Source organism: Pelagerythrobacter marensis (assembly GCF_036700095.1).
Classification (GTDB): domain Bacteria; phylum Pseudomonadota; class Alphaproteobacteria; order Sphingomonadales; family Sphingomonadaceae; genus Pelagerythrobacter; species Pelagerythrobacter marensis_A.
The window spans coordinates 675,815-699,841 of the sequence record NZ_CP144918.1 but is presented as its reverse complement, the minus strand read 5'-3'; the positions used below and the strand labels follow the sequence as shown (position 1 = coordinate 699,841).

The 24,027-nt window shown below is 65.8% G+C and carries 29 protein-coding genes; 10 read left to right on the top strand and 19 right to left on the bottom strand.

Annotation, left to right across the window (positions count from 1 at the left end; translation table 11 throughout):
• From V5F89_RS03290 to V5F89_RS03255, 8 genes are all read right to left on the bottom strand, one after another.
• Entirely contained in the window at window positions 1-756 is a 756-nt protein-coding gene (locus V5F89_RS03290) for a SufD family Fe-S cluster assembly protein (protein WP_338446833.1), read from the bottom strand.
• Window positions 753-1,169 carry a hypothetical protein gene (locus V5F89_RS03285; protein ID WP_338446832.1) on the bottom strand — a complete coding sequence of 139 codons (417 nt, stop codon included), beginning with the start codon at window positions 1,167-1,169 and terminating at the stop codon, window positions 753-755. The genes V5F89_RS03290 and V5F89_RS03285 overlap by 4 nt, the downstream gene beginning before the upstream one ends.
• Window positions 1,166-1,909: a Fe-S cluster assembly ATPase SufC gene (gene sufC, locus V5F89_RS03280; RefSeq protein ID WP_338446831.1), complete on the bottom strand. Its 744-nt coding sequence runs from the start codon at window positions 1,907-1,909 to the stop codon at window positions 1,166-1,168. The genes V5F89_RS03285 and sufC overlap by 4 nt, the downstream gene beginning before the upstream one ends.
• 142 nt (window positions 1,910-2,051) lie before the next feature.
• Window positions 2,052-2,549 carry an endonuclease domain-containing protein gene (locus V5F89_RS03275; RefSeq protein ID WP_338446830.1) on the bottom strand — a complete coding sequence of 166 codons (498 nt, stop codon included), beginning with the start codon at window positions 2,547-2,549 and terminating at the stop codon, window positions 2,052-2,054.
• Window positions 2,546-2,701: a hypothetical protein gene (locus tag V5F89_RS03270; protein ID WP_338446829.1), complete on the bottom strand. Its 156-nt coding sequence runs from the start codon at window positions 2,699-2,701 to the stop codon at window positions 2,546-2,548. The genes V5F89_RS03275 and V5F89_RS03270 overlap by 4 nt, the downstream gene beginning before the upstream one ends.
• Window positions 2,698-4,179 (bottom strand): Fe-S cluster assembly protein SufB, encoded by a 1,482-nt coding sequence (gene sufB, locus V5F89_RS03265; protein ID WP_338446828.1) that lies wholly within the window; start codon window positions 4,177-4,179, stop codon window positions 2,698-2,700. Before sufB ends, V5F89_RS03270 begins: the two co-directional genes overlap by 4 nt.
• The gene (locus tag V5F89_RS03260; protein WP_338446827.1) at window positions 4,176-4,643 is read right to left on the bottom strand and encodes an SUF system Fe-S cluster assembly regulator; all 468 of its coding nucleotides are present in this window, start codon (window positions 4,641-4,643) and stop codon (window positions 4,176-4,178) included. Before V5F89_RS03260 ends, sufB begins: the two co-directional genes overlap by 4 nt.
• A gap of 108 nt (window positions 4,644-4,751) precedes the next feature.
• The gene (locus tag V5F89_RS03255) at window positions 4,752-6,560 is read right to left on the bottom strand and encodes a DUF885 domain-containing protein (RefSeq protein WP_338446826.1); all 1,809 of its coding nucleotides are present in this window, start codon (window positions 6,558-6,560) and stop codon (window positions 4,752-4,754) included.
• Window positions 6,561-6,857: 297 nt separating this feature from the next.
• Here V5F89_RS03255 and V5F89_RS03250 point away from each other — a divergent pair, with 297 nt between their 5' ends.
• The 3 genes from V5F89_RS03250 to V5F89_RS03240 all read left to right on the top strand — a co-directional run bounded on the left by V5F89_RS03250 (window position 6,858) and on the right by V5F89_RS03240 (window position 11,549).
• Complete coding sequence (locus V5F89_RS03250; protein ID WP_338446825.1) at window positions 6,858-7,886, top strand: quinone-dependent dihydroorotate dehydrogenase; 1,029 nt, start codon at window positions 6,858-6,860, stop codon at window positions 7,884-7,886.
• A 10-nt stretch (window positions 7,887-7,896) separates the two neighbouring features.
• Window positions 7,897-9,615, top strand: coding sequence for a gamma-glutamyltransferase (ggt, locus tag V5F89_RS03245; protein ID WP_338446824.1), 1,719 nt, complete (start codon window positions 7,897-7,899; stop codon window positions 9,613-9,615).
• Between the two features lie 128 nt (window positions 9,616-9,743).
• Window positions 9,744-11,549, top strand: coding sequence for a long-chain fatty acid--CoA ligase (locus tag V5F89_RS03240; RefSeq protein WP_338446823.1), 1,806 nt, complete (start codon window positions 9,744-9,746; stop codon window positions 11,547-11,549).
• A 35-nt stretch (window positions 11,550-11,584) separates the two neighbouring features.
• Here the strand turns inward: V5F89_RS03240 and V5F89_RS03235 are convergent, their stop codons facing one another.
• Window positions 11,585-11,929, bottom strand: a complete 345-nt coding sequence (locus V5F89_RS03235) for a hypothetical protein (protein ID WP_338446822.1) — start codon at window positions 11,927-11,929, stop codon at window positions 11,585-11,587.
• 44 nt (window positions 11,930-11,973) lie between these two features.
• On the opposite strand from V5F89_RS03235, the gene V5F89_RS03230 reads away from it, so the two are divergent.
• The 3 genes from V5F89_RS03230 (at window position 11,974) to xth (ending at window position 13,648) form a co-directional block, all read left to right on the top strand.
• On the top strand, window positions 11,974-12,405 hold the full coding sequence (locus V5F89_RS03230) for a CBS domain-containing protein (RefSeq protein WP_338446821.1): 432 nt from the start codon (window positions 11,974-11,976) through the stop codon (window positions 12,403-12,405).
• A 31-nt stretch (window positions 12,406-12,436) separates the two neighbouring features.
• Window positions 12,437-12,766: an iron-sulfur cluster assembly accessory protein gene (locus tag V5F89_RS03225; RefSeq protein ID WP_338446820.1), complete on the top strand. Its 330-nt coding sequence runs from the start codon at window positions 12,437-12,439 to the stop codon at window positions 12,764-12,766.
• 108 nt (window positions 12,767-12,874) lie between these two features.
• On the top strand, window positions 12,875-13,648 hold the full coding sequence (gene xth, locus V5F89_RS03220) for an exodeoxyribonuclease III (RefSeq protein WP_338446819.1): 774 nt from the start codon (window positions 12,875-12,877) through the stop codon (window positions 13,646-13,648).
• 21 nt (window positions 13,649-13,669) lie between these two features.
• Here the strand turns inward: xth and V5F89_RS03215 are convergent, their stop codons facing one another.
• The 10 genes from V5F89_RS03215 to V5F89_RS03170 form a co-directional block, all read right to left on the bottom strand.
• Window positions 13,670-14,308: a cell wall hydrolase gene (locus V5F89_RS03215; protein ID WP_338446818.1), complete on the bottom strand. Its 639-nt coding sequence runs from the start codon at window positions 14,306-14,308 to the stop codon at window positions 13,670-13,672.
• A gap of 202 nt (window positions 14,309-14,510) precedes the next feature.
• Window positions 14,511-14,849, bottom strand: coding sequence for a DUF1491 family protein (locus tag V5F89_RS03210; protein WP_338446817.1), 339 nt, complete (start codon window positions 14,847-14,849; stop codon window positions 14,511-14,513).
• A 1-nt stretch (window position 14,850) separates the two neighbouring features.
• On the bottom strand, window positions 14,851-15,321 hold the full coding sequence (locus tag V5F89_RS03205; protein WP_338446816.1) for a PaaI family thioesterase: 471 nt from the start codon (window positions 15,319-15,321) through the stop codon (window positions 14,851-14,853).
• A complete protein-coding gene (locus tag V5F89_RS03200) occupies window positions 15,308-15,769 on the bottom strand; it encodes a PTS sugar transporter subunit IIA (RefSeq protein ID WP_338446815.1) in 462 nt (153 codons plus the stop codon). The genes V5F89_RS03205 and V5F89_RS03200 overlap by 14 nt, the downstream gene beginning before the upstream one ends.
• 127 nt (window positions 15,770-15,896) lie before the next feature.
• Entirely contained in the window at window positions 15,897-16,466 is a 570-nt protein-coding gene (gene hpf / locus V5F89_RS03195) for a ribosome hibernation-promoting factor, HPF/YfiA family (protein WP_338446814.1), read from the bottom strand.
• A 44-nt stretch (window positions 16,467-16,510) separates the two neighbouring features.
• Window positions 16,511-17,200 carry a DNA polymerase III subunit epsilon gene (gene dnaQ, locus V5F89_RS03190; protein WP_338446813.1) on the bottom strand — a complete coding sequence of 230 codons (690 nt, stop codon included), beginning with the start codon at window positions 17,198-17,200 and terminating at the stop codon, window positions 16,511-16,513.
• A 69-nt stretch (window positions 17,201-17,269) separates the two neighbouring features.
• Window positions 17,270-17,869: a dephospho-CoA kinase gene (gene coaE, locus V5F89_RS03185; RefSeq protein ID WP_338446812.1), complete on the bottom strand. Its 600-nt coding sequence runs from the start codon at window positions 17,867-17,869 to the stop codon at window positions 17,270-17,272.
• The gene (locus tag V5F89_RS03180; protein ID WP_338446811.1) at window positions 17,866-18,720 is read right to left on the bottom strand and encodes a shikimate dehydrogenase; all 855 of its coding nucleotides are present in this window, start codon (window positions 18,718-18,720) and stop codon (window positions 17,866-17,868) included. The genes coaE and V5F89_RS03180 overlap by 4 nt, the downstream gene beginning before the upstream one ends.
• Window positions 18,717-19,295, bottom strand: a complete 579-nt coding sequence (locus V5F89_RS03175; RefSeq protein ID WP_338446810.1) for a Maf family protein — start codon at window positions 19,293-19,295, stop codon at window positions 18,717-18,719. The genes V5F89_RS03180 and V5F89_RS03175 overlap by 4 nt, the downstream gene beginning before the upstream one ends.
• Complete coding sequence (locus V5F89_RS03170; protein WP_338446809.1) at window positions 19,292-20,146, bottom strand: pyruvate, water dikinase regulatory protein; 855 nt, start codon at window positions 20,144-20,146, stop codon at window positions 19,292-19,294. Before V5F89_RS03170 ends, V5F89_RS03175 begins: the two co-directional genes overlap by 4 nt.
• A 330-nt stretch (window positions 20,147-20,476) precedes the next feature.
• Here V5F89_RS03170 and hemE point away from each other — a divergent pair, with 330 nt between their 5' ends.
• From hemE to V5F89_RS03150, 4 genes are all read left to right on the top strand, one after another.
• On the top strand, window positions 20,477-21,502 hold the full coding sequence (gene hemE, locus V5F89_RS03165) for a uroporphyrinogen decarboxylase (RefSeq protein WP_338446808.1): 1,026 nt from the start codon (window positions 20,477-20,479) through the stop codon (window positions 21,500-21,502).
• A 31-nt stretch (window positions 21,503-21,533) separates the two neighbouring features.
• Window positions 21,534-21,977: a CopD family protein gene (locus V5F89_RS03160; protein ID WP_338446807.1), complete on the top strand. Its 444-nt coding sequence runs from the start codon at window positions 21,534-21,536 to the stop codon at window positions 21,975-21,977.
• A gap of 196 nt (window positions 21,978-22,173) precedes the next feature.
• Entirely contained in the window at window positions 22,174-23,439 is a 1,266-nt protein-coding gene (gene rho / locus V5F89_RS03155; protein ID WP_338446806.1) for a transcription termination factor Rho, read from the top strand.
• Between the two features lie 9 nt (window positions 23,440-23,448).
• Window positions 23,449-23,988 (top strand): AAA family ATPase, encoded by a 540-nt coding sequence (locus V5F89_RS03150; protein WP_338446805.1) that lies wholly within the window; start codon window positions 23,449-23,451, stop codon window positions 23,986-23,988.
• The last annotated feature ends 39 nt before the right edge of the window (window positions 23,989-24,027 follow it).

Sequence of the window (24,027 nt, the reverse complement as noted above, 5' to 3'; positions counted from 1 at the left end):
TCACAGGTGCTTGTCCAGCTTGGCGAGGGCGATGTTCATCAGCCGCTCGCGCTCGCCCTCGTCGGTCAGCGCGACGAAAGCATCGCCGATAAAGGCCTGCACCAGCAGCCGGCGCGACAGCTCGGGCGAAAGCCCGCGCGCGGCCATGTAATAGCGCGCCATCTCGTCCATCTGCCCGACACTGGCGCCATGCGCGCACTTCACGTCGTCGGCAAAGATCTCCAGCTGAGGCACGGCATTCACGCTCGCGCCCTTTTCCAGCAGCAGGCCCTTGAAGCTCTGCGCCGCGTCGGTCTTCTGCGCATCGCGCACGACGTCGATATTGCCGAGGAAATTGCCCGTGCCCTGCCCCCAGTGGACCGAGCGGACCACCTGGTTGCTGGTCGCGCCGGGTTCGGCGTGGACCACGCGGGTGACGAATTCGCGCACCGTCTCGCGCCCGCCCAGCGTCACGCCGCCGAGTTCGAAATGCGCGCCTTCGGCCAGCCGCACTTCGATCTCGATCCGGCCGAGCCGACCGGCCGCGATCACGGCGAACAGCTCGCACCGCGCGCCGGCGGCCAGCGTCACGCGCAGCCGGCGCAGCTCGGTCGCGGCCGTCCCGGGCTCATCCTCGATCGTGAGACATTCGCGGAAGGTTTCGCCTGCCGGCACGTCGATCGCGCGCCAGGCGTCGAGATCGACGCCCTCGAGCGCCTCGACCGCGGAATAGCGCCAGGCCTCGTCCTTGCGGGTGGGCAGAGTGACGGCGTTCATGATTGCCCTCCTTCTTCGGTCAGCAGGCGTGCGAGCGCCTCGTCCTGGTAGCGGTCCATGCACGGCCGGGCCGTCGCCAGCAGGCGATCGAAAGCCAACCGCCTTTCGCCGGCCGGCATAGCCGAAGCCATGAGCTGGTCGATCTCGCCCTGCAGCGGGCGGGCGCAGGTCAGCATGGCGCCGCAGCGGATCGCATCGAGCCGGCGGTCGCCGGTGCTGGTGCGCGTGCGGCACACCAGCCGCCCGTCCGCCCGCGTCACGCTGCCTTTCCAGCCCTTCAGCTTGGCAGCGGCGCTTTCGGCATCGAGCGCGTCCGGCTGCTGCGGAGCTGAAGGCTGCCGAGCGGGCTCCACAACGGGCTGCGCCTGCAGGCTGGCCGCGGCGAGCAGGAGGGGCAGGGCGAGCAGCTTCATGCCGCGACCGCCTCGTATCCTTCGGCCTCCAGCCGTTTGGCGAGGTCGGCGCCGCCGGTCTTCACGATCCGCCCCTTGCTCAGCACATGGACGTAATCGGGCTTCACGTAATCGAGCAGCCGCTGGTAATGGGTGATCAGCAGCACGCCCTTGTCGGGCGCGCGCATGATCGCGTTGATCCCTTCGCCCACGACGCGCAGCGCATCGATGTCGAGGCCGCTGTCGGTTTCGTCGAGCACGGCGAGCACGGGATCGAGAATGCCCATCTGGACCATTTCGGCGCGCTTCTTCTCGCCGCCGGAGAAGCCGACGTTCACGTGACGCTTGAGCATGTCCATGTCGAGCTTGAGCAGCCCGGCCTTGTCCTTGGCGAGCTTGAGGAATTCGCCGCCCGAAAGCGGCTCCTCGCCCCGCGCCTTGCGCTGCGAATTGAGCGCCTCGCGCAGGAACTGCACGTTGGAAACGCCGGGGATCTCGACCGGGTACTGGAAGCCGAGGAACATCCCCGCCGCGGCGCGTTCGTGCGGCTCGAGATCGAACAGGTCCTGCCCCCTGAAGGTGACCGAGCCTTCGGTCACTTCGTATCCCGGGCGGCCGCCGAGCACATAGGCGAGCGTCGACTTGCCGGCGCCGTTGGGCCCCATGATCGCGTGAACCTCGCCCGCGTTCACTTCGAGCGTGAGGCCATGGAGGATCTTCGTGCCGTCGATTTCGGCGTGAAGGTTTTCGATTTTCAGCATTCTACGAACTTCCCAACATTGTCATCGTCACCCCGGACCCGATCCGGGGTCCCGCTGTCTCCGTCGACGCACGGTGCGGCAAGACAGCGGGCTCCCGGATCGAGTCCGGGACGACGGGAGAGGAGATAGCGGGAGCCGACCATCAGCGGCGGCTCCTGGGCGCGGATTTGGCATGATGTTCGCGCCGCGCTTCGTTCTTGTCGGCAATGCGCATGCGCATCCCGGCGGTGATCCGCGCGAGCACTTCGTCCAGATTCTCGAGGATATCGGCGGCCTTGATCCGCATCACCCGGATGCCGACCGCTTCCAGGCTTTTGTCGCGACGGCGGGCGAGCGCTGCGTCCTCACCCTCTTCCTCGACAATGATCGCCATGCCCAGGTTGTGGCAGTTGAAGTCGACGATCGCCGAACCGACCACCGCATGGCGCGTGAACTTGTAACGCCCGAGATCGGCGCGGGCGAAACGTTCGGCCAATGTCGTATGCGCAGCCGAGGGAAAGCGCCGCATCTCGCGCGCACGGTCGTGCAAGGTGTCGAGCCGCTTGTCCGAAATCTTCCACCCACGCCCCTTCTTCTGGAGCGCAGGGGCGGGGGCGGTCTCGGACGGATCGCGGAGCTGGAGGGTCTTGCGGTCGCTCATCGACCAGGTCCTCCGTCCACCGCAAAGTCGGGCTCGTCACCCTGAACTTGTTTCAGGGTCCATTTCACCCATTGCTCCGCCGGAACGAGTTGAGGGATGGATGTTGAAACGAGTTCAGCATGACGATTGTGATGGGAGGTGATCGCAATCATCCGACCGATCCTTCGAGGCTGATCGCCAGCAGCTTCTGCGCTTCGACCGCGAATTCCATCGGCAGTTCTTTCAGAACCTCTCGCGCGAAGCCGTTGACGATCAGGGCCACGGCCGCTTCCTCGTCCAGCCCGCGCTGCATGGCGTAGAACAGCTGGTCGTCCGAAATCTTGCTCGTGGTCGCCTCGTGCTCGATCTGCGCGCTCGGGTTCTTGACCTCGATATAGGGCACGGTGTGTGCGCCACACTTGTCGCCCAGCAGCAGGCTGTCGCACTGGGTGAAGTTGCGCACCCCTTCCGCATTCGGACCGACGCGGACGAGGCCGCGATAGGTATTGCTGCTCTTGCCCGCGCTGATACCCTTGGAGATGATCGTCGAGCGGCTGCCGCGCCCGTTGTGGATCATCTTGGTGCCGGTGTCGGCCTGCTGGTAATTGTTGGTCACGGCGACCGAGTAGAACTCGCCCACGCTGTCTTCGCCATTGAGCACGCAGCTCGGATACTTCCACGTCACCGCGCTGCCGGTTTCGACCTGGGTCCACGAGATCTTCGAACGTGCGCCCTGGCACAGGCCGCGCTTGGTGACGAAGTTGTAGATGCCGCCCTTCCCCTCGGCATTGCCGGGGTACCAGTTCTGCACGGTCGAATACTTGATCTCGGCATCCTCGAGCGCGACCAGTTCCACCACTGCGGCATGGAGCTGATTCTCGTCGCGCATCGGCGCGGTGCAGCCTTCGAGGTAGGAGACGTGGCTGCCCTTCTCGGCCACGATCAGCGTGCGTTCGAACTGGCCGGTATTCTCCGCATTGATGCGGAAATAAGTGCTCAGCTCCATCGGGCAGCGCACCCCCTCGGGCACGTAGACGAAAGTGCCGTCGGAAAAGACCGCGCTGTTGAGCGTGGCGAAGAAATTGTCGCGCTGCGGCACGACTTTGCCCAGCCACTTCTTTACCAGCTCGGGATGCTCGCGGATCGCTTCGCTGATCGAGAGGAAGATGACGCCGGCCTTCTTCAGCTCCTCGCGGAAAGTGGTCGCCACGGACACGCTGTCGAACACGGCATCGACCGCGACTTTGCGCGCGCCCTTCACTCCGGCGAGCACTTCCTGCTCCGCCAGCGGAATGCCCAGCTTGTCGTAGACCTGCTTGATCTCGGGATCGAGTTCGTCGAGCGAATCGAGCTGCGGCTTCTTCTTCGGTTCCGCGTAATAATAGGCATTCTGGTAGTCGATCGGCGGATAGCCGACCTTGGCCCAGTCGGGCTCGGCCATGTCCTGCCACAGGCGGAACGCCTTGAGCCGCCATTCGAGCATCCATTCGGGCTCGCGCTTCTTCGCGCTGATGAAGCGGACGGTGTCCTCGCTCAGCCCCTTGGGCGCGAACTCGGTGTCGATGTCCGAATGCCAGCCGAACTCGTATTCGGCCGCTTTCGCAGCGGCTTCGCGGGCGTCGCGGTCCTGGAGGTCGATGTCTTCGTTCATGCAGATGTTCCGGATAGAGTGGTTTCGCGCGCCGAAGGCGCCCGGCCGGCGGCCGGGCCCGGCGCAGGATCGGCTGCCAGCTGCGTCAGCGGAATGCCGGCAAGCGCCCCGCGCAGGGCCGCGTTCACGATCGGCCAATGCGGCTTGACGCTGCAGGTATGGTCGACCACGCATTCGTCGCCCTCGACGCACTGGGTCAGCGCGATCGGCCCTTCGACCGCCTCGATTATATCGGCCAGGGTGATCGCCGCCGCCGGCCGGGCGAGCTGGAGCCCGCCGCCCGCGCCGCGCACGGAACGCAGCAGGCCGGCGGCGGAAAGCTTGCTGACCAGCTTGGCCACCGTGGGCGCAGGCAGGCCCGTTTCCGCCGCCAGCTCTGCCGCGCTCGTGCGTTCGCCGCCGCAATGGCGTGCGGCGGCGCTCATCGTCACGACGGCATAGTCGGCCAGGTTGGACAGTCGCATCAAATCGGACCTTTTCGTTCCGATTTGCAGGTATGTGCCGCGACGGCGGTTTTCAACGGAAAACCGCCAGTTGCGAGTCGTTTGCGACTGGCCGGCCCCGGGGCCGCCTCAAGCGCCCTTCTGCGCCGCGACCCAGGCCGCGACATTCTCCTCCATGATCGACAGCGGCACCGGGCCGCTCTTCAGGATGGCGTCGTGGAACCCGCGAATGTCGAATCGCTCGCCCAGCTCGGCCCGGGCGTTCTCGCGCAGTTCCATGATCTTGAGCTTGCCGATCATATATGCGGTCGCCTGGCCGGGATAGACGGCATAGCGTTCGATCGCCTTGCGGATATCGCCTTCGGGATTGGGCGTGTTCTCGGTGAGATAGGCGATCGCCTCCTCGCGGCTCCAGCGCTTGTGGTGGATGCCGGTATCCACGACCAGCCGGCAGGCTCTCCACAGTTCCATCCCCAGGCGGCCGAAATCCGAATAGGGATCGGTGTAGAACCCCATGTCCTTGCCCAGCTCCTCGGCATAGAGGCCCCAGCCTTCGGAATAGGCCGTGACTCCGCCGAACCGGCGAAAGGCCGGCACGTCGCCGAGCTGCGTCTGGATCGAGAGCTGCAGGTGATGGCCGGGCAGACCCTCGTGATAGAACAGCGCCTCCAGCTCGTTCCGGCTCATATCCCTGAGGTTGTGCAGGTTGACGTAATAGGTTCCCGGGCGCGAACCGTCGGGCGCGGGCCGCGAATAGAACGCCTTGCCGGCGCTCTTCTCGCGGAACGCCTCGACCGGCTTCACCACCATCGGATCGGTCGGCAGGGTGGCGAAGAACTGCGGCAGAACCGCCTCGATCGCCACCCGGTGCTTCTCGACATCGGCGAGATAGTCCTCGCGCGTTTCGTAGTAGAAGCGCGGATCGGTGCGGGCGTGCTCGAAGAAATCCTGCAAGGTCCCTTCGAAGCCGACCTGCTCCATGATCGCGCGCATCTCGCCGTGGATGCGGGCGACATTGTCGAGGCCGATCCGGTGGATCTCGTCAGCGGTGAGATCGGTCGTGGTGTAGTTTTTCAGGAGCGCGGCGTAATATTCGTCCCCCCGATCGAAGCGCCACACGCCGTCGTCGGTCGGCGCGAGCGGCTGCTGCCGCCGCATCTCGGCCAGCAGGCGGCGATAGGCGGGGCGGGCGGCGCTGTTCCAGGCCGCGTGCGCCCGGGCGACGAGGTCCGCAGCGTCGGCGGCGGACAGATCGAGTGCGGAGACCTTGCTTTCGAAATCCTCCAGCACCGCATTGTCGTCGCCCGCATCCAGCAGATTCTCGATATCCGATATGACATAGGGATAGACCCAGTCGGGCGGCATCACGCCGTTCGCGGCCCGTTCGCGCGATTCGGCGATCAGCGTGTCGAGCACTTTCCCCAGCCCCTCGATCCGGCTGATATAGTCGTGCGCCTGCCGCTCGTTCGCGATCGAATGGATATTGATGAGGAAAGCGGGCAGGTCGCTCTGCGCGCCGTTCATCTGGTCGAAAATGTATCCGTATTCGCGGAAGGGGAACAACGAAGCCCGGCGCTCCGCCAGGGCGTCGAACAGACGGTAGCTGAGCGCATCCTGCGGCGGGAGCGCGTGCGGATCGAAATTGGCCCGCATCGTCGCCGCGGTCGCCTGCAGCAGCCGGTGCTGGCGAAGCGCGGCCGCATCGCTGAAATCGCCCCATTCGCCGTAGTCCTCGTCGCGAATGCCGCGATAGGCCTTCGACAGCGGCGAGAGCGCGAGCTGCGCCTCGTCGTAGGCCTCGAACAGCGCATTTATCCCCGCCTCGGGCCGCGGCATGGCGGCTTCCGGTGCGGAAGAATGCGCTTCCTGCGCTGCGGCACCGCCTGCAAGCGCCATCGCGGCCACCGAAGCACCGAAAAATCCCAGCCGTTTCATCATTTGCGCCCTCCTTGATCCTGGCAAACGCCGGCGGTTGTGACGCGAAACGCGAAAAGTGGCCAGAGGAGACGGAAAAAAGTGGACGGTCTCCCTGAGGAAACCGTCCAGAAAGGCAAGGGACTCGCCGCATCATTGCGCCGAGCCCCCTCGGGTCGCGCCGCTTCCACTAGACGAATCCGCAACGAACGATTGTATGTATGCGACAAGCGTGCACGAAATTTCGTTTCGTCGAACGAGTCTCGCGCTTGCCGCAAGGCCGGTCGACAGTGCTGTATCCGCTTGCCATAGGTTGCTGCGATGCTTTTCCGGCTGGCCCGCCCTGCGCTCTTCGCGCTCGACCCCGAAGTCGCACACCGCACCACGATCGCCGCGCTGAAGATGTCGCCGGTCCGCAAGCCGGCCCCGCCCGGCCCGCTCGCGATCGAGGTGGCCGGCCTGCGGTTTCCCAACCCGGTCGGGATGGCCGCAGGATTCGACAAGGACGGCGAGGTGCCCGATGCGATACTGGGGCTCGGCTTCGGTTCGGTGGAAATCGGATCGATCACGCCGCGACCCCAGGCCGGCAATCCGAAACCGCGCCTCTTCCGCCTCGCCGAAGACCGGGCCGTGATCAACCGCATGGGTTTCAACAACGGCGGCGCGCAAGCGGCGGAGGCGCGCCTGCGCCGACGCGAGGGCCGCGCCGGCATCGTCGGGGTCAATATCGGTGCGAACAAGGATTCGGCCGATCGCGTGGCCGACTATGCGCTGCTGACGCGCCGGTTCGCACCGGTCGCCAGCTACCTCACCGTCAATATCTCCAGCCCGAACACTCCGGGCCTGCGCGCCCTGCAGGACGAAGGGGCACTGGTCGCGCTGCTCGATGCCGTGCTCGAGGCGCGGCCGGCAGACGGGCCGCCGGTCTTCCTCAAGGTCGCGCCCGATCTGGAACCGGCCGATGTGGACGCCATTGCGCGGATCGCGCTCGACAGGCAACTGGACGCGCTGATCGTTTCCAACACCACCATCTCTCGCCCGCCGCTGGTTTCGCGCCATGCGGGCGAGGGCGGAGGCCTTTCGGGCGCTCCTTTGCGCGATCTGGCGCACACTCGGTTGCGGGACTTCCGCCGGGCGACCGGCGGCGCGATCCCCCTGATCGGGGTGGGCGGCATCGCCAGTGCCGAGGATGCATGGGTCCGCATCCGCGCCGGGGCCAGCCTGGTCCAGCTCTACAGCGCGATGGTATACGAAGGGCCGGGGCTCGCTCGCCGCATAACCCGGGGATTGGAAGAGCTTATGCGGCGCGATGGCTATGCAACGCTTGCCGAGGCGGTCGGGAGCGAATAGCCCGAAGGCCATGATCCGCAACACGCTCCTGCCGCTCGCCGCCGCGCTCTTCCTCGCCGGCTGCGCCACCACCACCACACCCCCCACCGCCGACGTCGGCGGCGGCTCCGGTTTCGCCGGCACGGTGAGTGCCGCCGATCCCCGTGCCGAGGAAGCGGGCATGGCCATGCTGCGCCGGGGCGGCAGCGCGACCGACGCGGCAATCGCGACGATGCTGGCGCTGACGGTGGTCGAACCGCAAAGCTCGGGCATTGGCGGGGGCGGCTTCCTCGTGCGCGGCACTGCCGATGGCGGGGTCGAGACGTTCGACGGGCGCGAAACGGCCCCTGCGGGTGCCACGCCGGACTGGTTCCTCGATGCCGACGGCGAAGTGCCACCGTTCGCGCAATCGATCAAAAGCGGGCTGAGCGTCGGCGTACCCGGGAATCTGGCACTGGCCGCGATGGCGCACGAACGGCACGGCAAACTCGCCTGGGCGGCGCTGTTCGAACCGGCGATCGCCCTCGCCCGGCAAGGCTTTCGGATCACGCCGCGCCTGAACCGGTCGCTGGCGAGCACCGCCGACCGCGCCGGCTGGACCGAGACCGGCCGCAAGCTGTTCTTCGACGATGACGGCAAGCCGCTCCCCGCCGGCCATCTGGTGGTGAACGAGGAACTTGCAAAGACGCTGGAGGCGATCGCCGCGGGCGGGCCGGACGTCTTCTACCACGGCCCGCGGGCGGAAGAACTGGCAGGTATCGTTGCCGCCGCAACGCCGCGCGACGGGGCGATGACGGCAGCCGACCTCGCTGCTTACGAGGCGAAATCGCGCGAGGCGGTTTGCGGGACGTACCGCGACTATCGCATCTGCGGGATGGGTCCGCCGACTTCGGGCGGGATCGCGGTGCTGCAGATACTCGGCCAGCTCGAACGCTTCGATCTTGCCGCGCTGGGCGCGGACAATCCGGTGACCTGGCACCTGTTCGTCGAATCGCAGCGCCTCGCTTACGCCGACCGCGAACTCTACCTCGCGGACAGCGATTTCGTGTCGGTGCCTGTCGCCGGCCTGATCGACAGGACCTACATCGCGCGGCGCAGCGCGCTGATCGACCCGGAATCGACAATGCAATCGGTTGCCGCAGGCGTGCCGGCCGGCGCACCTGTCGCGCTCGCCGACGGCGACGAACCCGAGGAACGCGGCACCTCGCATTTCGCAGTGGTCGATGCGCGCGACACGATGGTCAGCTATACGTCCACCGTCGAAAGCGCGTTCGGTTCGGGGCTGATGAGCGGCGGGTTCTTTCTCAACAACGAGATGACCGATTTCAGCCGCACGCCCCGGATCGACGGCAGGCCGGTCGCCAACCGCGTGGAGGCGGGCAAGCGGCCGCGCAGCTCGATGGCCCCGATGGTCGTATGGGACCCGCAAGGGCGCCCCTTGCTGGCGGTCGGCGCCGCCGGCGGCAGCACGATACCGGTCCAGACCGCGCGCAGCATCATCGGCGTGATCGACTTCGGGATGAACGCGCAAGACGCGCTCGCCATGCCGTTCGCGATGGCATACGGCGGCACGGTCGTGGTCGAACAGGGCACCTGGCTCGAACAGGCGATCCCGCACCTCGAGGCTCTCGGACACGCGAAAGTGGTGGCGCGCGAAGTCGGGCTGAAGGCCAATGCGGTGCTGAACCGGGGCGGGCGCTGGACCGGCGCGCGCGATCCGCGGCTCGAAGCGCAAGTCGTCGTTCCCTGACGGGGGAACGGCCAGCGGCATCGCGCATTCGCGGGAAACAGCGCAAGCTTGCTGGCACGGCGCGAGGCGCGTAATCGTGTCCGCAACCGGCCGTCGACGAAGCCGGGCGGGATCAGGAGCCGAGAAACTTGCAATTGTCCGACATCGATGCGGCGAACAACCTCGTCGAACTGTTTCTCAAGCGCGCGGATGCCAAGGGCGAGGCAGCTTTTCTGGGCGTCAAGCGCGAAGGGGCATGGCAAACCATTTCATGGCGCGAAGCGGCGGAGACCGTCTGCGTCCTGGCCGAGAACCTGCGCGCACTCGGCCTGGAAGACGGCGACCGGGTCATGCTCGTTTCCGAAAACCGGCCCGAATGGTGCATGGCCGACCTCGCGATCATGGCCGCCGGCTGCGTGACCGTTCCCGCCTACGTGACCAACACCGAACGCGATCACGTCCATATCCTCGACAATTCGGGGGCCCGCGCGGCCATCGTATCGACCGACAGGCTGTCGCAGCCATTGCTGCCCGCAATCATGCGTACGGGTATTGCCGAGCACCTGATCTCGATCGAGAACATTCGCCAGTACCAGTCGGGCGGTCTCGCCTGCCATGCCTGGTCGGACATGACCCGCGGAGACCCGGCGGCCGCTCGCAAGGCGGTGGAGGAACGGGTCGCGTCCATCGGCCGCTCGGACACGGCCTGCATCATCTACACCAGCGGCACCGGGGGCGCCCCGCGCGGGGTGCTGCAGCACCACGGCGCGATCCTGTGCAATGTGGCCGGCGCCGCCGAGATTCTCGAAAACGATTTCGGACTCGACGCCGACGATCGCTTCCTCTCGTTTCTGCCGCTCAGCCATGCCTACGAGCACACCGGCGGCCAGTGCCTGCCGATCGCGGTCGGGGCCGAGATCTTCTATGCCGAGGGCCTGGAAAAGCTCGCAAGCAATATCGAGGAAACCAAGCCGACGATCATGGTCGTCGTGCCCCGCCTGTTCGAGGTCCTGCGCCAGCGGATCATGAAGCAGGTGGACAAGCAGGGCGGGGCCGCCAAGATGCTGATGGATCGCGCACTTGCCCTGGGCCAGCGCAAGGCGGAGGGCCGCTATCGGCTCGGCGACAAGACGCTCGACTTCGTGCTCGAACGCCTGCTTCGGCCCAAGATCCGCCAGCGCTTCGGCGGGCGGATCAAGGCCATGGTTTCGGGCGGCGCACCGCTCAATCCCGAAGTCGGCGTGTTCTTCCAGGCGATGGGCCTGACGATGCTCCAGGGATACGGCCAGACCGAGGCCGGGCCGGTCATCAGCTGCAACCGCCCGCGCGCCGGGATCGCGATGCACACCGTGGGGCCGCCGCTTCGCGGGGTGGAGATCACGATTGCCGAAGACGGCGAAATCCTCTGCCGCGGCGAACTGGTGATGCACGGCTATTGGCAGAACAAGGCGGAAACCGCGCGCGCTTTGCAGGACGGGTGGCTGCACACCGGCGATATCGGCCATCTCGACGAGAAGGGCCGGATCGTGATCACCGACCGCAAGAAAGACATGATCGTCAACGACAAGGGCGATAACGTCGCCCCGCAGAAGCTGGAAGGGATGCTGACGCTGCGGCCGGAAATCGCGCAGGCGATGGTCAGCGGAGACAAGCGGCCCTATGTGGTCGGCCTGATCGTTCCCGATGCCGAATGGACGCTAGAATGGGCGCGGGCGAACGATGAGAAGTTCGATCTCAAGGCCTTGCAGGACCTGCCCGCCTTCCGCAGCGCGATCCGCGCCGTGATCGACGATGTGAACAGGGACCTGTCGGTGATCGAGAAGATCCGCCAGTTCGCCTTCGCCGACGAGCCGTTCTCGATCGAGAACGAGGAGATGACGCCGTCGATGAAGATTCGCCGGCACAAGATCCGCGAGCGGTACGGCCCGCGGCTCGATGCGCTCTATCGCAGCTGACGGCCGGTGCCGCTTCAGCCTCGCTGAAAACGACTCTAGAAGCGCCGATCCTCGTCCTCGTCCATCAGGTCGGTCACGCTTTCGTCGTGGCCGGTGCCGCTGGAAAGGAATACCAGCCCCATCAGCGCCGCCGTGAGCAGCATCGCCACCCCCACGCCGAGCCCGGTCGCAATGTAGAAGTGAATCGAAAGGGCGCTGTCGGTTACATAGAGATAACCCAGCGCCAGCACGACCACCACGAGGGTGACCAGCACCATTGCCCGCATCAGCCGCTTGTAGCGGGCCCAGGCGAAAGCGGCCCGGTCCGGATCTTCGAGTGGGGAGCGCGGAACCATCCGCCTCACTTGGCCCTCGCGCAGGCAATTGGCAATGGCGCGCATTTCGTGGCATCCTCTCCCCTTCCGCGAAGGAGGTCGGAAAATCCATGGACATAGCAAGGCTGATTGCAGGCCGTTCCAGCAGCGACATCGTGCGCTGCGAAACGGGCACCCCGGTGCGCCAGGCCGTCGCTACGCTGGCCAGGCGCCGGATCGGCGCGCTTCCGGTGATGGAGGGCGGCCGCGTGGTCGGAATCGTGTCCGAACGCGATGTTCTCTACCGTCTGGCAGAGGAAGGCGGGGCCGCGCTCGACCGGACCGTCGGCGATGTCATGACAGCCCCCGCCATCACCGCGACCCCGGCGACCAAAGTCGACGAGGCGCTTGCGCTGATGACCCGGCGGCGCATTCGGCACCTGCCGGTCATGGAAGGCGAGGTCATGTGCGGCTTCATCTCGATCGGCGATCTGGTCAAGTCGCGCATCGACGAGGCCGAGCGCGAAGCGGCCGCCATGCGCGATTACATCCGCACGGCTTGAGACGGGACGACCACGACCCCATATCCCGGCCATGATCGAAACCCCTTCGCTGACCCCCGCCGCTGCCAAGCGTGTCGCCTGGATTGCAGAGCGCCAGTCCAGGCCGGCGATTCTGCGCCTTTCGGTGGAGGGCGGCGGCTGCTCGGGCTTCCAGTACCGGTTCGACCTCGCCGAAGCCCCGGAGGCCGACGATATCGTCAGCGAGACCGCCGGCGTTCGCCTGGTGATCGACCCGGTCAGCCTCGACCTCGTCGCCGGAAGCACGGTGGATTTCGTCGAATCGCTGGGCGGCGCGGCCTTCAGGGTGGAAAATCCCAACGCGGCGGCAGGGTGCGGCTGCGGATCGAGCTTCGGAATCTGAGCGTTCCGTCGGCAGCGCGCTTGTCGCGCCCCCGCTTTATTGTCTAGCGCTGCGATCGTATCGAAAGCTCGTGCCGCCGGCGCGGCCGACCTGCCGAAAGGGGACCCGGTGCGTATCGCCAGTTTCAATATCAACGGGGTCAAGGCGCGACTGCCGCGGCTTCTCGAATGGCTCGAGGAAACGCGGCCCAAAGTGGCCTGCCTGCAGGAGATCAAGAGCCAGGACGAGGGCTTCCCCGCCGCCGAGTTCGAAAAGATCGGCTATCGTGCCATCTGGCACGGACAGAAAGGTTTCAACGGCGTCGCCATCCTGGCCGAGGGGGTTGAGCCCGTTGAGGCACAGCGCACTTTGCCCGGAGACCCGGACGACTTGCACGCGCGCTATATCGAAGCCGACGTCGAAGGCGTTCGCATCGCGTGCCTCTATCTGCCCAACGGCAATCCGCAGCCGGGTCCGAAATTCGACTACAAGCTCGCCTGGATGGAGCGCCTGAGGGCCCGTATGGCCGAGTTGTGGGCGCTCGAAATTCCGTGCGCCGTTGTGGGCGACTTCAACGTGATCCCGGAAGACAAGGACGTCTGGTCGCCCGCCGCGATGGCCAGCGACGCTTTGATGCAGCCCAAATCGCGCGCCGCCTATCGCCGCCTCCTCGCCGATGGATGGACCGATGCGATCGATACCCTCAATCCGCGCGGCGGCGTGTGGACGTTCTGGGACTATCAGGCCGGGGCCTGGCAGCGCGACCACGGATTCCGCATCGACCACCTCCTGCTCAGCCCGGAACTGGCCGACCGAATGGTCGCCGCCGGCGTCGACAAGGACCATCGCGGCCGCGAGAAGGCGAGCGACCACGCGCCGGTCTGGGTCGAGATCCGCGACTGACGCAGGCGACGATGCGCGCCTTCAGCGATAGAAGATGTGGGTGTCGATCGTCGCCCGCGCCTGTTTTTTCCGGCTCCAGGACGGCTTTACATACTTCGCGTGGAAATAGAGCGAATCGGCAGCCTCGCTCTCCCACAGCGCCTCGTGAGCGATGCGGGCGACGGCTTTCGCGCGCTTCCATGCGGCCGAGTTGCGGCGGATGCGCGGCATCGTTCCGCCGCGCACGAACGAGAACTGGGCACGCTGAAACACGACCCCGCAATAGCTTTCGGGAAAGAGATTCGATTCCGCCCGGTTGATCACGACCTGGGCGACCGCAAGCTGGCCGGCGAGCGGTTCGCCGCGCGATTCGAAATAGACGGCACCGGCGAGGCACTCCATTTCGGGCGACAGCGTTTCGCGATCGGGGATGCGCGCGACCAGCGCGCTCAGCGAAGGCGCGGCGATGTCCAGCGGTGCCTCGACCTTTTCCTCCGGCAGGGGCTGGACGACTTCGTTTTCGACGAAGACGGGCACGACCTCTTCGGTCAGCCGTTCTTCGGAAATCTGCTGGTTCTCGCCCGGCTGGGCGTTGGCGTCGGAACCTTCGACGCTGGCAATCGTAAAAATCGTGCATGCGGCCAGGGCCGCGTACATGGAAATGCGGGTCTTGCGACTCATATATCCGTCATATCTCGGCGGTGAACGAGCACTGTCGCAGGCTGGGACCTGAATGCGGTTTCTTGCGTTTTGGGATTGGTCCAGTTTTCGGGCCTGCCGGCCGTTCCCCGTCTGCGTGCTAGCCGCGCGACCACGTGCCGCCCGAACCGCCTGCGCATCGGAAGTTGCGCGGCCAGATAGACTGTGGCTTTTTCATGTCAACCTATTGCGGCAGGGATGCGATGAACCGTTCGCTGTCCGCGACATCTGCCTCGATGATCCAGATATCGGGATCCTGGCGCTTTCTGCGAGCCAGATACTCGGAAAATTCTGTATTGTTTTCAACGTCCTGCTCCCGAGACAATCGGAATGGACGCGTTCCGTCCCGCTGGGGCATTCTTTCGTAAAGGCGGGACGGCTCGCCGCGAAATATCGTTACGATCAATATCGTGCCTGCGTCCCGTTCACCTTTTTCGATAACCGTGCCGAATCCCCCCTGGGCCTCTGCCAGGCGCAGAATCGCTCCGGCTTCCAGATGCGCGGGCAGGCGGCCGTCCCCCACGTCAGCCGGCGTTGGAACGATAGCCGGGCAGGCTCGAGAGAGCGATACGCGAGCGCATGAACGTGCCGGTCCCGCGACCGATCTCGTCTCCCTCGCCATCGATCAGGCGCGATTCCGCCACCAGGACGCGCCGCTTGCCGCTGACCCAGCGCCCCTCGGCAAAGACTTTGCCCGCGCGCACCGGCTTGGTGAAATGCAGGTTGAACGAGGTCGTGAGCAGGAAACGGTCGGTCACCAGCGTATTCGCGGCATAGAACGCCGCATCGTCCAGCATCTTGAAGTAGATCGTGCCGTGGGCCGCCCCGGCGGCGTGATAGGCGGCCTCGGTCACGACGAATTCGATCCGGGTCTGCCCTTCGCCGACGATTTCGAGCCGGGAATCGAACAGCGCATTGACCGGCGCCGAGCTGTAGAGCGATTCGAGCGCGCGGTAATGCGGCGCCGCGCCCGAGGGGGCCTCAGGCAACGTCACGGTCGTTGGCGTTGGCGAGCGAGGCGCGCAGCGTTTCCGCGTCGGTGGCTTCCATCAGCATGCGATGGATCGTTTCCTCGCGCATCATCCGCGATATCGCCGCGAGCGCATGGAGATGGGCCGCGCCCGCGGTTTCGGGGGAAATCAGACCGAATGCCAGCTCCACCGGCATGCCGTCGGCGGAATGGAATTCGACCGGGGCGGACAGCTTGAGCAGGGCGGCAACGGGCCGATTGACGTGAGCGAGCCGGGCGTGCGGGATCGCGACACCGCGGCCGAAGCCGGTGCTGCCCAGCTTTTCCCGCTCCTCGAGCGCTTCGAGCACGTCCGCCGCCGCGAAGCCGTAAGCATGTTCGAAACAGCCCGCGAGATCCGCCAGCACACCGGCCTTGGAAGAGGCATCGCTGGTCGCGATAGCTTCGGGAATCAGTCTGAAATGTACATTCATCGTTCGGTCGTGATTCTGTCCAGCGGTCCGCGGATCGGCCGGTGCGAGCGTGGATAACGCGACCTCCGGGGATTATATCCCTGCAATCCGGCGGATTTTCAGGCGCGCGGCTCGCATGCCTTGCGTGTCAACGAGGTTCGACCCAGCCGATCGAGCCATCCCGGCGGCGATAGACCATATTATGCCGCCCCGTGCCAGCGTTTTTGAAGAACAGCGCGTTGGTGTCGCGCAGATCGAGCATCATCACCGCATCCGCCACGCTGGTTTCGGGAATATCGGCAGTGGTTTCCGCGACGATCATCGGCGTATCGCCGCCCTCGATCTCTTCCGCATCGTCTTCCGGCGCGGCGAAGATCGTATAGCCAGCCTCTTCTTCCTGCTGGGCGTGGACCATCTGCGCGTGGCGATCCTGCAATCGCCGCTTGTACCGGCGCAACTGCTTGTCGATCTTTTCCGCCGCGCGGTCGAAAGCCTGATGGGCATCCTGCGCCTCGGCATGGCTCTTGACCACGGTTCCCTGCATCACATGAGTCACGATATCGCAACTGAACGCGCCCGCCGGCGCCTTGCCGAACGTGACCTGCGACGTCAGCGCACGGCTGAAATACTTCTCGACGATTCCGTTGAGGCGGTCCGTGGCATGATCCTGCAGGGCGGCGCCGGTCTCGATCTGGTGGCCTGATACGCGAATATCCATCGACGGTGTTCTCCGTTGCTAATGCGAGACCCCCCGATCCCGGGTCAACTGCCCCAAAGCGGTGCGTCCATCCGTGCGAGGAACGCACGATGCCGGGCAAGCTCTTCCGCACTGGCCGTATGCGGCCGCGCAGGCCGCGGCGTTCGGCGAACCGGTGCGCGGCGCATTGCGGCAATGGCATCGGTACTCGTGGTCGTGTGCGCCGCGAGTTCGAGACCGATCTGCCGCCCGCCGGTCAACTCGACATAGACCTGTGCGAGAAGCTCGGCATCGAGCAAGGCCCCGTGTTTCACGCGGTGGCTGCGATCGACGCCGTAACGCGAACAGAGCGCATCGAGCGAAAGCTTGGCCCCGGGGTGCCGCTTGCGCGCCAGCGCGACGGTATCGATCATCCGGCTGGTGCAAATCGCCATTCGCTCGCACAGGGCCAGCTCCGCATTGAGGAAGCCGAAGTCGAAGGCGGCGTTGTGGGCGACGAGCGGGGAATCGGCGATGAATTCCAGCAGGGCATCGGCCGTGTCGCGAAACAGCGGCTTGTCCGCCAGGAAAGCGCTGGACAGGCCGTGCACCGCCTCCGCACCGGCCGGCATATCGCGTTCGGGGTTGAAATAGGCGTGGAACGTTTCGCCCGTGGGGACGCGATTGATCATCTCGACGCATCCGATTTCCACCATCCGGTCCCCGCTGGCAGGGTCGAGGCCGGTGGTTTCGGTATCGAACACGATTTCACGCATCGGATTATCTATCGGACTCCGACAGCCCCGTGACAAGGGGTGACAGGCGGCTTTTTTGATCCTGCCGGTTCAATCCTGTGGGTGCGCAAGCCGCGCAGCGAGATCGTGCACCGCGGCCTCGGTCTCGGCCAGCGACACGCCGGTATCGATCACGTGGTCGGCGCGTTCGCGCTTTTCCTCGTCGGGAACCTGGAGCGCCAGGATCTGGCCGAACTTCTCGGGCGTCATTCCCGGCCGGGCGAGCACGCGGGCGCGCTGAACTTCGGCTGGGGCGGATACGACGACGACGGCGTCCACCTGGTCGTGCCCGCCTTTTTCGAACAGCAGGGGTATGTCGAACACCACCAGCGGGGCGGCGGCATGTTCGATCAGGAACTCCGCGCGCCGCCGCGCCACTGCCGGATGCACGATCGCTTCCAGCCGGGCGAGGGCCGCCGCATCGCCGAATACCAGCTGGCCCAGGCGATCGCGCAACACGCCTTCGGGGCCGGTCGTACCGGGGAAGGCCGCCTCGATCGCCCCCACCAGCTCGCCGCCGGGCCCCTGCATCGCCCGCACCTGCGCATCGGCATCGAAGACCGGTACGCCGGCGCGTTCGAACATCGCCGCGACCGTCGATTTTCCCATGCCGATCGAACCGGTAAGGCCGACGATACGCGGACGGGTCATCCGCCGATCCTCCGGCGCAGTTCGGCGTCGTGCCGGCGGGGCGGCGCTACGCCGAAAAACCGCTCGAACGCCGCCGCAGCCTGGCCGATCAGCATCGCCAGACCGTCGGTTGCGGCGAACCCGGCAGCGCGGGCCTTGGCGAGAAAATCGGTCTCCACAGGGTCGGTCACGATGTCGTAGGCGACGCTGCCCGGCGGGGCATGGCTCCAGTCGAACGCCAGCGGCGGCTGGCCCTTCATGCCCAGCGGGCTGGCATTGACCACGAGGTCGCAGCATTGCTCGCGCTCGTCGAAAGCGAAATCGGTCGGTTCGGCAAAATGCCCGATATCGACTGCATGATGCTCGCCATCGGGAACCAGCTCGTCGAGCAGGGCGCGGGCCTTGGCAGGATTGCGGCCGGCCACGACCAGAGTGAAGCCATGCTTCGACAGGCCGGCGATTACCGCCCGCGCGGCACCTCCCGTGCCCAGCACTCGCGCCATGCGAAAGAGGTGCCGTTGCGCGAGAATTTCGCCGAGCGGTTCGAGGAAGCCGGCGACATCGGTGTTGTATCCGAGCAGCAGCTCGCCTTCGCGAACGACCGTGTTGACCGCCCCGACCTCCTCCGCCAGCGGATCGAGCCGGTCGAGCAGCGGGATGATCGCCTGCTTGTGGGGCATCGTGACGTTGCACCCGCGCCAGTCGGCATCGGCACGGCGCGCGTCGAGATAGGCGCCCAGCGCACCCTCCGGCACGCGGTGCGCGCGATAGTCCGCCGCAAGGCCCAGTTGCGCGATCCAGAAGCCGTGGATCGCAGGCGATCTGGAATGGGCAATCGGATCGCCGATCACTTCGGCATAAGGCGTGCTCATACAGGCAACTCGCCCAGATCGCGTAGCGCGCCGAGGACAGCAAGCAGCGGCATTCCCAGCACGGTGAAATGGTCCCCGTCGATACGCTCGAACAATTGCACGCCCATCGCCTCGATCCGAAACACGCCAACGCAGTGGCCGACCGCGGGCCATTCGGCATCGAGGTAGGATTCGATGAACGGCGACGAGAGCGTCCGCACATGCAGGGTCGCCATCGCAGTATGGCGCCAGGCGATCTCTCCGCCGCGCGCAATCGCGGCGGCCGAATGGAGCTGCATCGCGCGTCCCGAAAAGAATTGCAGGTGTTCGGCGGCTTCGTCTCGCGAGGCCGGCTTGTCGAAGCGCCGGCCATCGACCACCACCAGCGAGTCGCTGCCGAGGACGACCGTTTCGGGCGCATCGAGCGCCAGCGCCTTGGCTTCGGCCAGGGCCAGCGCGATCTGCTCCGGCCGCGCGTCCTTCATCCCGGCTTCGAGCGCGCGTTCGTCGATCGCCGCCGGCCGGGCGTCGAACCGGACCCCGGCCGCCGCGAGCATGGCCGCGCGCGAGGCGCTTTTCGATGCGAGCACGATCATATCGGCTTGCCGCCCGACAATCCCGCCTGTCCCTCGTCGCGCGAATCGCCGCGTTCGGAGTGCAGGCGGATCACGGCCGCAGCGGTTTCCTCGATCGAGCGGCGCGTCACATCGATCACCGGCCAGCCGTTGTCGGCGAACATGCGCCGGGCGAACTGCACTTCCTCGCGCACACGCTCGTTGTCGACATAGGATGTCTCGGTCCCTTCGTTGAGGCTGAGAAGCCGGTTGCGCCGGATCTGCACCAGCCGCTCGGGCGCGGTGGTCAGCCCCACGACAAGCGGGCGGCGCAACGCGAACAGCGCGGGCGGTGGCGGACTTTCGATCACGAGCGGAATATTGGCGACTTTGTACCCGCGGTTGGCGAGATAGATACTGGTTGGCGTCTTGGACGAACGCGACACGCCGGCAAGCACGATGTCCGCCTCCTCCCAGTCTTCCCAGCCGACCCCGTCGTCATGTGCGATGGTGAAATGGATGGCGTCGACGCGGCGGAAATAGGCGTCGTCCATCGCGTGCTGGCGCCCCGGCCGCCCATGCGCGGCCTGGCCCAGCTGCGTTTCGAGCGCCTCGGTCACCGCATCCAGCGCGGGCACGGCCGGCAGCCCGGCCTGGCGGCAATGTTCCTCCAGCGTCGCACGCGTTTCGGGGTTGACCAGAGTGAACAGCACCAATCCCGGATTGTCCGCAAGATCGGGCAGAATGCGCGAGAGGTGCTGGCGCGAGCGCACCATCGGCCAGAAGTGGCGCACGATCTCGGCATCGTCGAACTGCGCCAGCGCCGCCTTGGCCACCATTTCGAGCGTTTCCCCGGTGGAATCGGAGACGAGATGGAGGTGAAGACGGGTCATTCGGAGTATATGCGTTCTGGCGCGATCGGTTGTGGAGAATGTGCGGCATAAACCATGGGACAGGCCTGGCGACAAGTTCGCGCGCCCAATTCATGCCCACTGCCGGCTTCCCCCCGTCGGGCTTATGGACAGGCCGGAAGGCTTGTCGACAGGCTGGGGACAGCGGGGAAAACGATCGATTGACGCGCGATCCCGGCGAGTCCCGAACGCCGCAGGTCTGTTCAGGGCGGGAGAAATCGGGCAGTGCGGCGCCGTCCCCGAAATCCACAGGACCAACAGACTCCATAATCCTTCTTAAAGAATCTTATTATTTTGATTGGACCTTCCTGAATGCCCGGTCTTCTCCTCGACACCCTGCACGCAAAGCCCGGCGATCGCGTTCCGATGTGGCTCATGCGGCAAGCGGGCCGCTATCTGCCCGAATACCGTGCGCTGCGGGCGGAAAAGGGCGGATTCCTCGAGCTTGTTTACGATAGCGAGGCCGCTGCCGAGATCACGATGCAGCCGATCGACCGTTTCGGTTTCGACGGTGCGATCCTGTTTTCCGACATCCTGATCGTGCCCTATGCGATGGGTCAGGACTTGTCGTTCGTGGCCGGCGAGGGGCCGCGGCTTTCGCCGCCGCTGGTCGATGTCGCGCTGGGCGAGCTGGAATCGGTGCCCGAACGGCTCGCCCCGATCTACGAAACCGTCCGCCGCGTCCGGGCCCGCCTGGACGCCGCGACGACGCTGATCGGATTTGCCGGCAGCCCGTGGACCGTGGCAACCTACATGGTGGCCGGCGAGGGCAGCCGCGACCAGCACGAAGCGCGCGCGATGGCCTATCGCGATCCGCCGGCCTTTCAGATGCTGATCGACCGCATTGCATCGGTAACGGTCGAATACCTTGCCGGACAGATCGAGGCGGGGGCGGAAGCCGTGCAACTGTTCGACAGCTGGGCGGGCAGCCTTGCCCCCGACGAGTTCGAACGCTGGGTCATCGCCCCCAACGCCGCGATCGCCGGCGCGATTGCGGAGCGCTTTCCCGGCCTGCCGGTGATCGGTTTCCCCAAGGGGGCGGGCGAAAAACTGCCCGCTTACGCACGCGAAACGGGGGTCGCCGCGGTCGGTGTCGACGAGACTGTCGATCCGGCCTGGATCGCGCGCGAACTGCCGGCGGATATGCCTGTTCAGGGCAATCTCGATCCCCTGCTTCTGCTGGCGGGTGGCGACCGGCTGGTGGAGCGCACGCTTGCCATCCTCGCGGCTTTTGCCGAACGCCCCCATGTGTTCAATCTCGGCCACGGTATCGGCCAGCATACGCCGATCGCCCATGTCGAAACGCTGATCGGTACGGTGCGCGGCTGGAGGGGGTGACGAAAGCCGCGCAGCATCGTACATCGCGCCCATGCAGGAGATTCTCGGCACGCTCTATCCCTGGCTGAAGGCAGGCCATCTGATCTTCGTGATCTTCTGGATGGCCGGCCTGTTCATGCTGCCGCGTTTCTTCGTCTATCACCAGGAAAGCGCTCCAGGATCGGCTGAGGATGCCGCCTGGGCCGAACGCGAGCAGCGGCTGCTGCGGATCATCCTCGCACCGTCGATCGCCGTCGTGTGGCTCCTGGGGCTGCTGCTGGCTTTCAGCGTCGATGCCTGGAGCCAGGGGTGGTTCCATGCCAAGCTCGCGCTCGTTCTCGCGCTTTCCGGCTACCATGGCTGGATGGCGGGTTATGCGCGCAAGCTGGGGCGGGGCGAGCGTGCGCTCGAAGGCCGCAAGCTGCGCCTGCTTAATGAAGTGCCGGGGATCGCGGTTGCCCTGATCGTCGTGCTGGTCGTCGTCCGCCCGTTCTGAACGGCGGGCCATTCGCGCCCGACTGCGCGTAATCCGAATTGACGGCGCGGCGGCGCAGGATTATTCCGAAGCTTCCTTTTCCGGCTGAGGCGCCGCTCTCGCGCGGTTGCCGGGTCCGCTTTCCCCAAGCATGTCCTCGCGTTCGATCGCGGGACTCAACCGACCTGCCGGCCATCTCCACCACGGAAACCGAACAATGCATCTGAGAGAACTGAAACAGAAAGCCCCGGCCGACCTGGTCGAGATGGCCGAAGAGCTGGGCGTCGAAGGCGCTTCGACCATGCGCCGGCAGGACCTGATGTTCTGCATCCTGCGCGAACTGGCCGAAGACGAGGAATACGACGAGAAGATCATGGGCGTGGGCACCATAGAGGTGCTGCAGGACGGTTTCGGCTTCCTGCGCAGCCCAGAGGCGAACTATCTCGCCGGACCCGACGACATCTATGTCTCGCCCAATCAGATCCGCAAATGGGGGCTGAGAACCGGCGACACGGTCGAAGGCGAGATCCGGGCGCCGAAGGATGGCGAACGCTATTTCGCGCTGACGAGCCTCAGCAAGGTCAATTTCGACGATCCCGAACAGGTCCGCCACCGGACCAATTTCGACAATCTGACACCGCTCTATCCAGACGAGAAGCTGAACCTCGACACGCTCGACCCGACAGTGAAGGACAAGAGCGCGCGGGTGATCGACATCATTTCGCCCCAGGGCAAGGGCCAGCGTGCGCTGATCGTTGCACCGCCGCGGACCGGCAAGACCGTGCTGATGCAGAACATCGCCAAGGCGATCACCGACAACCATCCCGAAGTGTTCCTGCTGGTCCTGCTGGTCGACGAACGGCCGGAGGAGGTGACCGACATGCAGCGCAGCGTGAACGGTGAGGTGATTTCCTCCACTTTCGACGAGCCGGCGCAGCGCCACGTGCAAGTCGCGGAAATGGTGATCGAGAAGGCGAAACGGCTGGTCGAGCACAAGAAGGACGTCGTGATCCTGCTCGATTCGATCACCCGCCTCGGCCGCGCCTACAACACCGTGGTGCCCAGTTCCGGCAAAGTCCTGACCGGCGGTGTCGACGCCAACGCCTTGCAGCGGCCCAAGCGTTTCTTCGGCGCGGCGCGCAATATCGAAGAGGGCGGTTCGCTGTCGATCATCGCCACCGCGCTGATCGATACCGGAAGCCGGATGGACGAGGTCATCTTCGAAGAGTTCAAGGGCACGGGCAACAGCGAGATCGTGCTCGACCGCAAGGTTGCGGACAAGCGGATCTTCCCCGCGCTCGACGTCGGCAAGTCCGGCACGCGCAAGGAAGAGCTGCTGGTGTCGAAGGATATCATGTCGAAGATGTGGGTCCTGCGCCGCATCCTCATGCAGATGGGTACGGTCGACGCGATGGAATTCCTTCTCGACAAGATGAAGGATTCGAAGACCAACGAAGATTTCTTCGCGACGATGAACCAGTAAGGCCGACCGGTGGCGGCCTTGCGTCGCATGGTCGTGACCGGCGGGCCCGGCACCGGAAAGTCGACTTTGATCGACGAGCTGGCGCGGCGGGGTCTGGCGACCGAGCCCGAGGTGGCCCGGGCCATTCTGCGCAAGGATGGCGGTATGGCGCTGCGCGCCGGCGATCCGGCCGGATTTGCCGATGCCATGTTCGATGCCGAACTTTCCGCCTATCGCAGGGCGGAAGCCGGGTCCTGCCCGATCCTGTTCGATCGCGGCTTCCCCGATATCGCGGGATTCCTGCATCTCGAAGGGTTGCCCGTGCCCGCTGCGATCGATCGGGCCTGCCGCGAACTTCGCTACGAAGGCCCGATCTTCCGGGCGCCTCCGTGGAGTGCGATCTATCGCCGCGATGCCGAGCGGATCCAGGATTGGGATGCCGCGGTCGCCAGCGATGCCGCGGTGTCGGCGGCATGGCGCGAATATGGCTATTCCCCGATCGATCTGCCGCTGGCCGATCCGGCGCAAAGGGCCGATTTCGTGATGTCGCATCTGCCCGTCGCACCGTGAGCCGTCGCTACGCCCGACTGCAGGGAAATCGCGATCGCG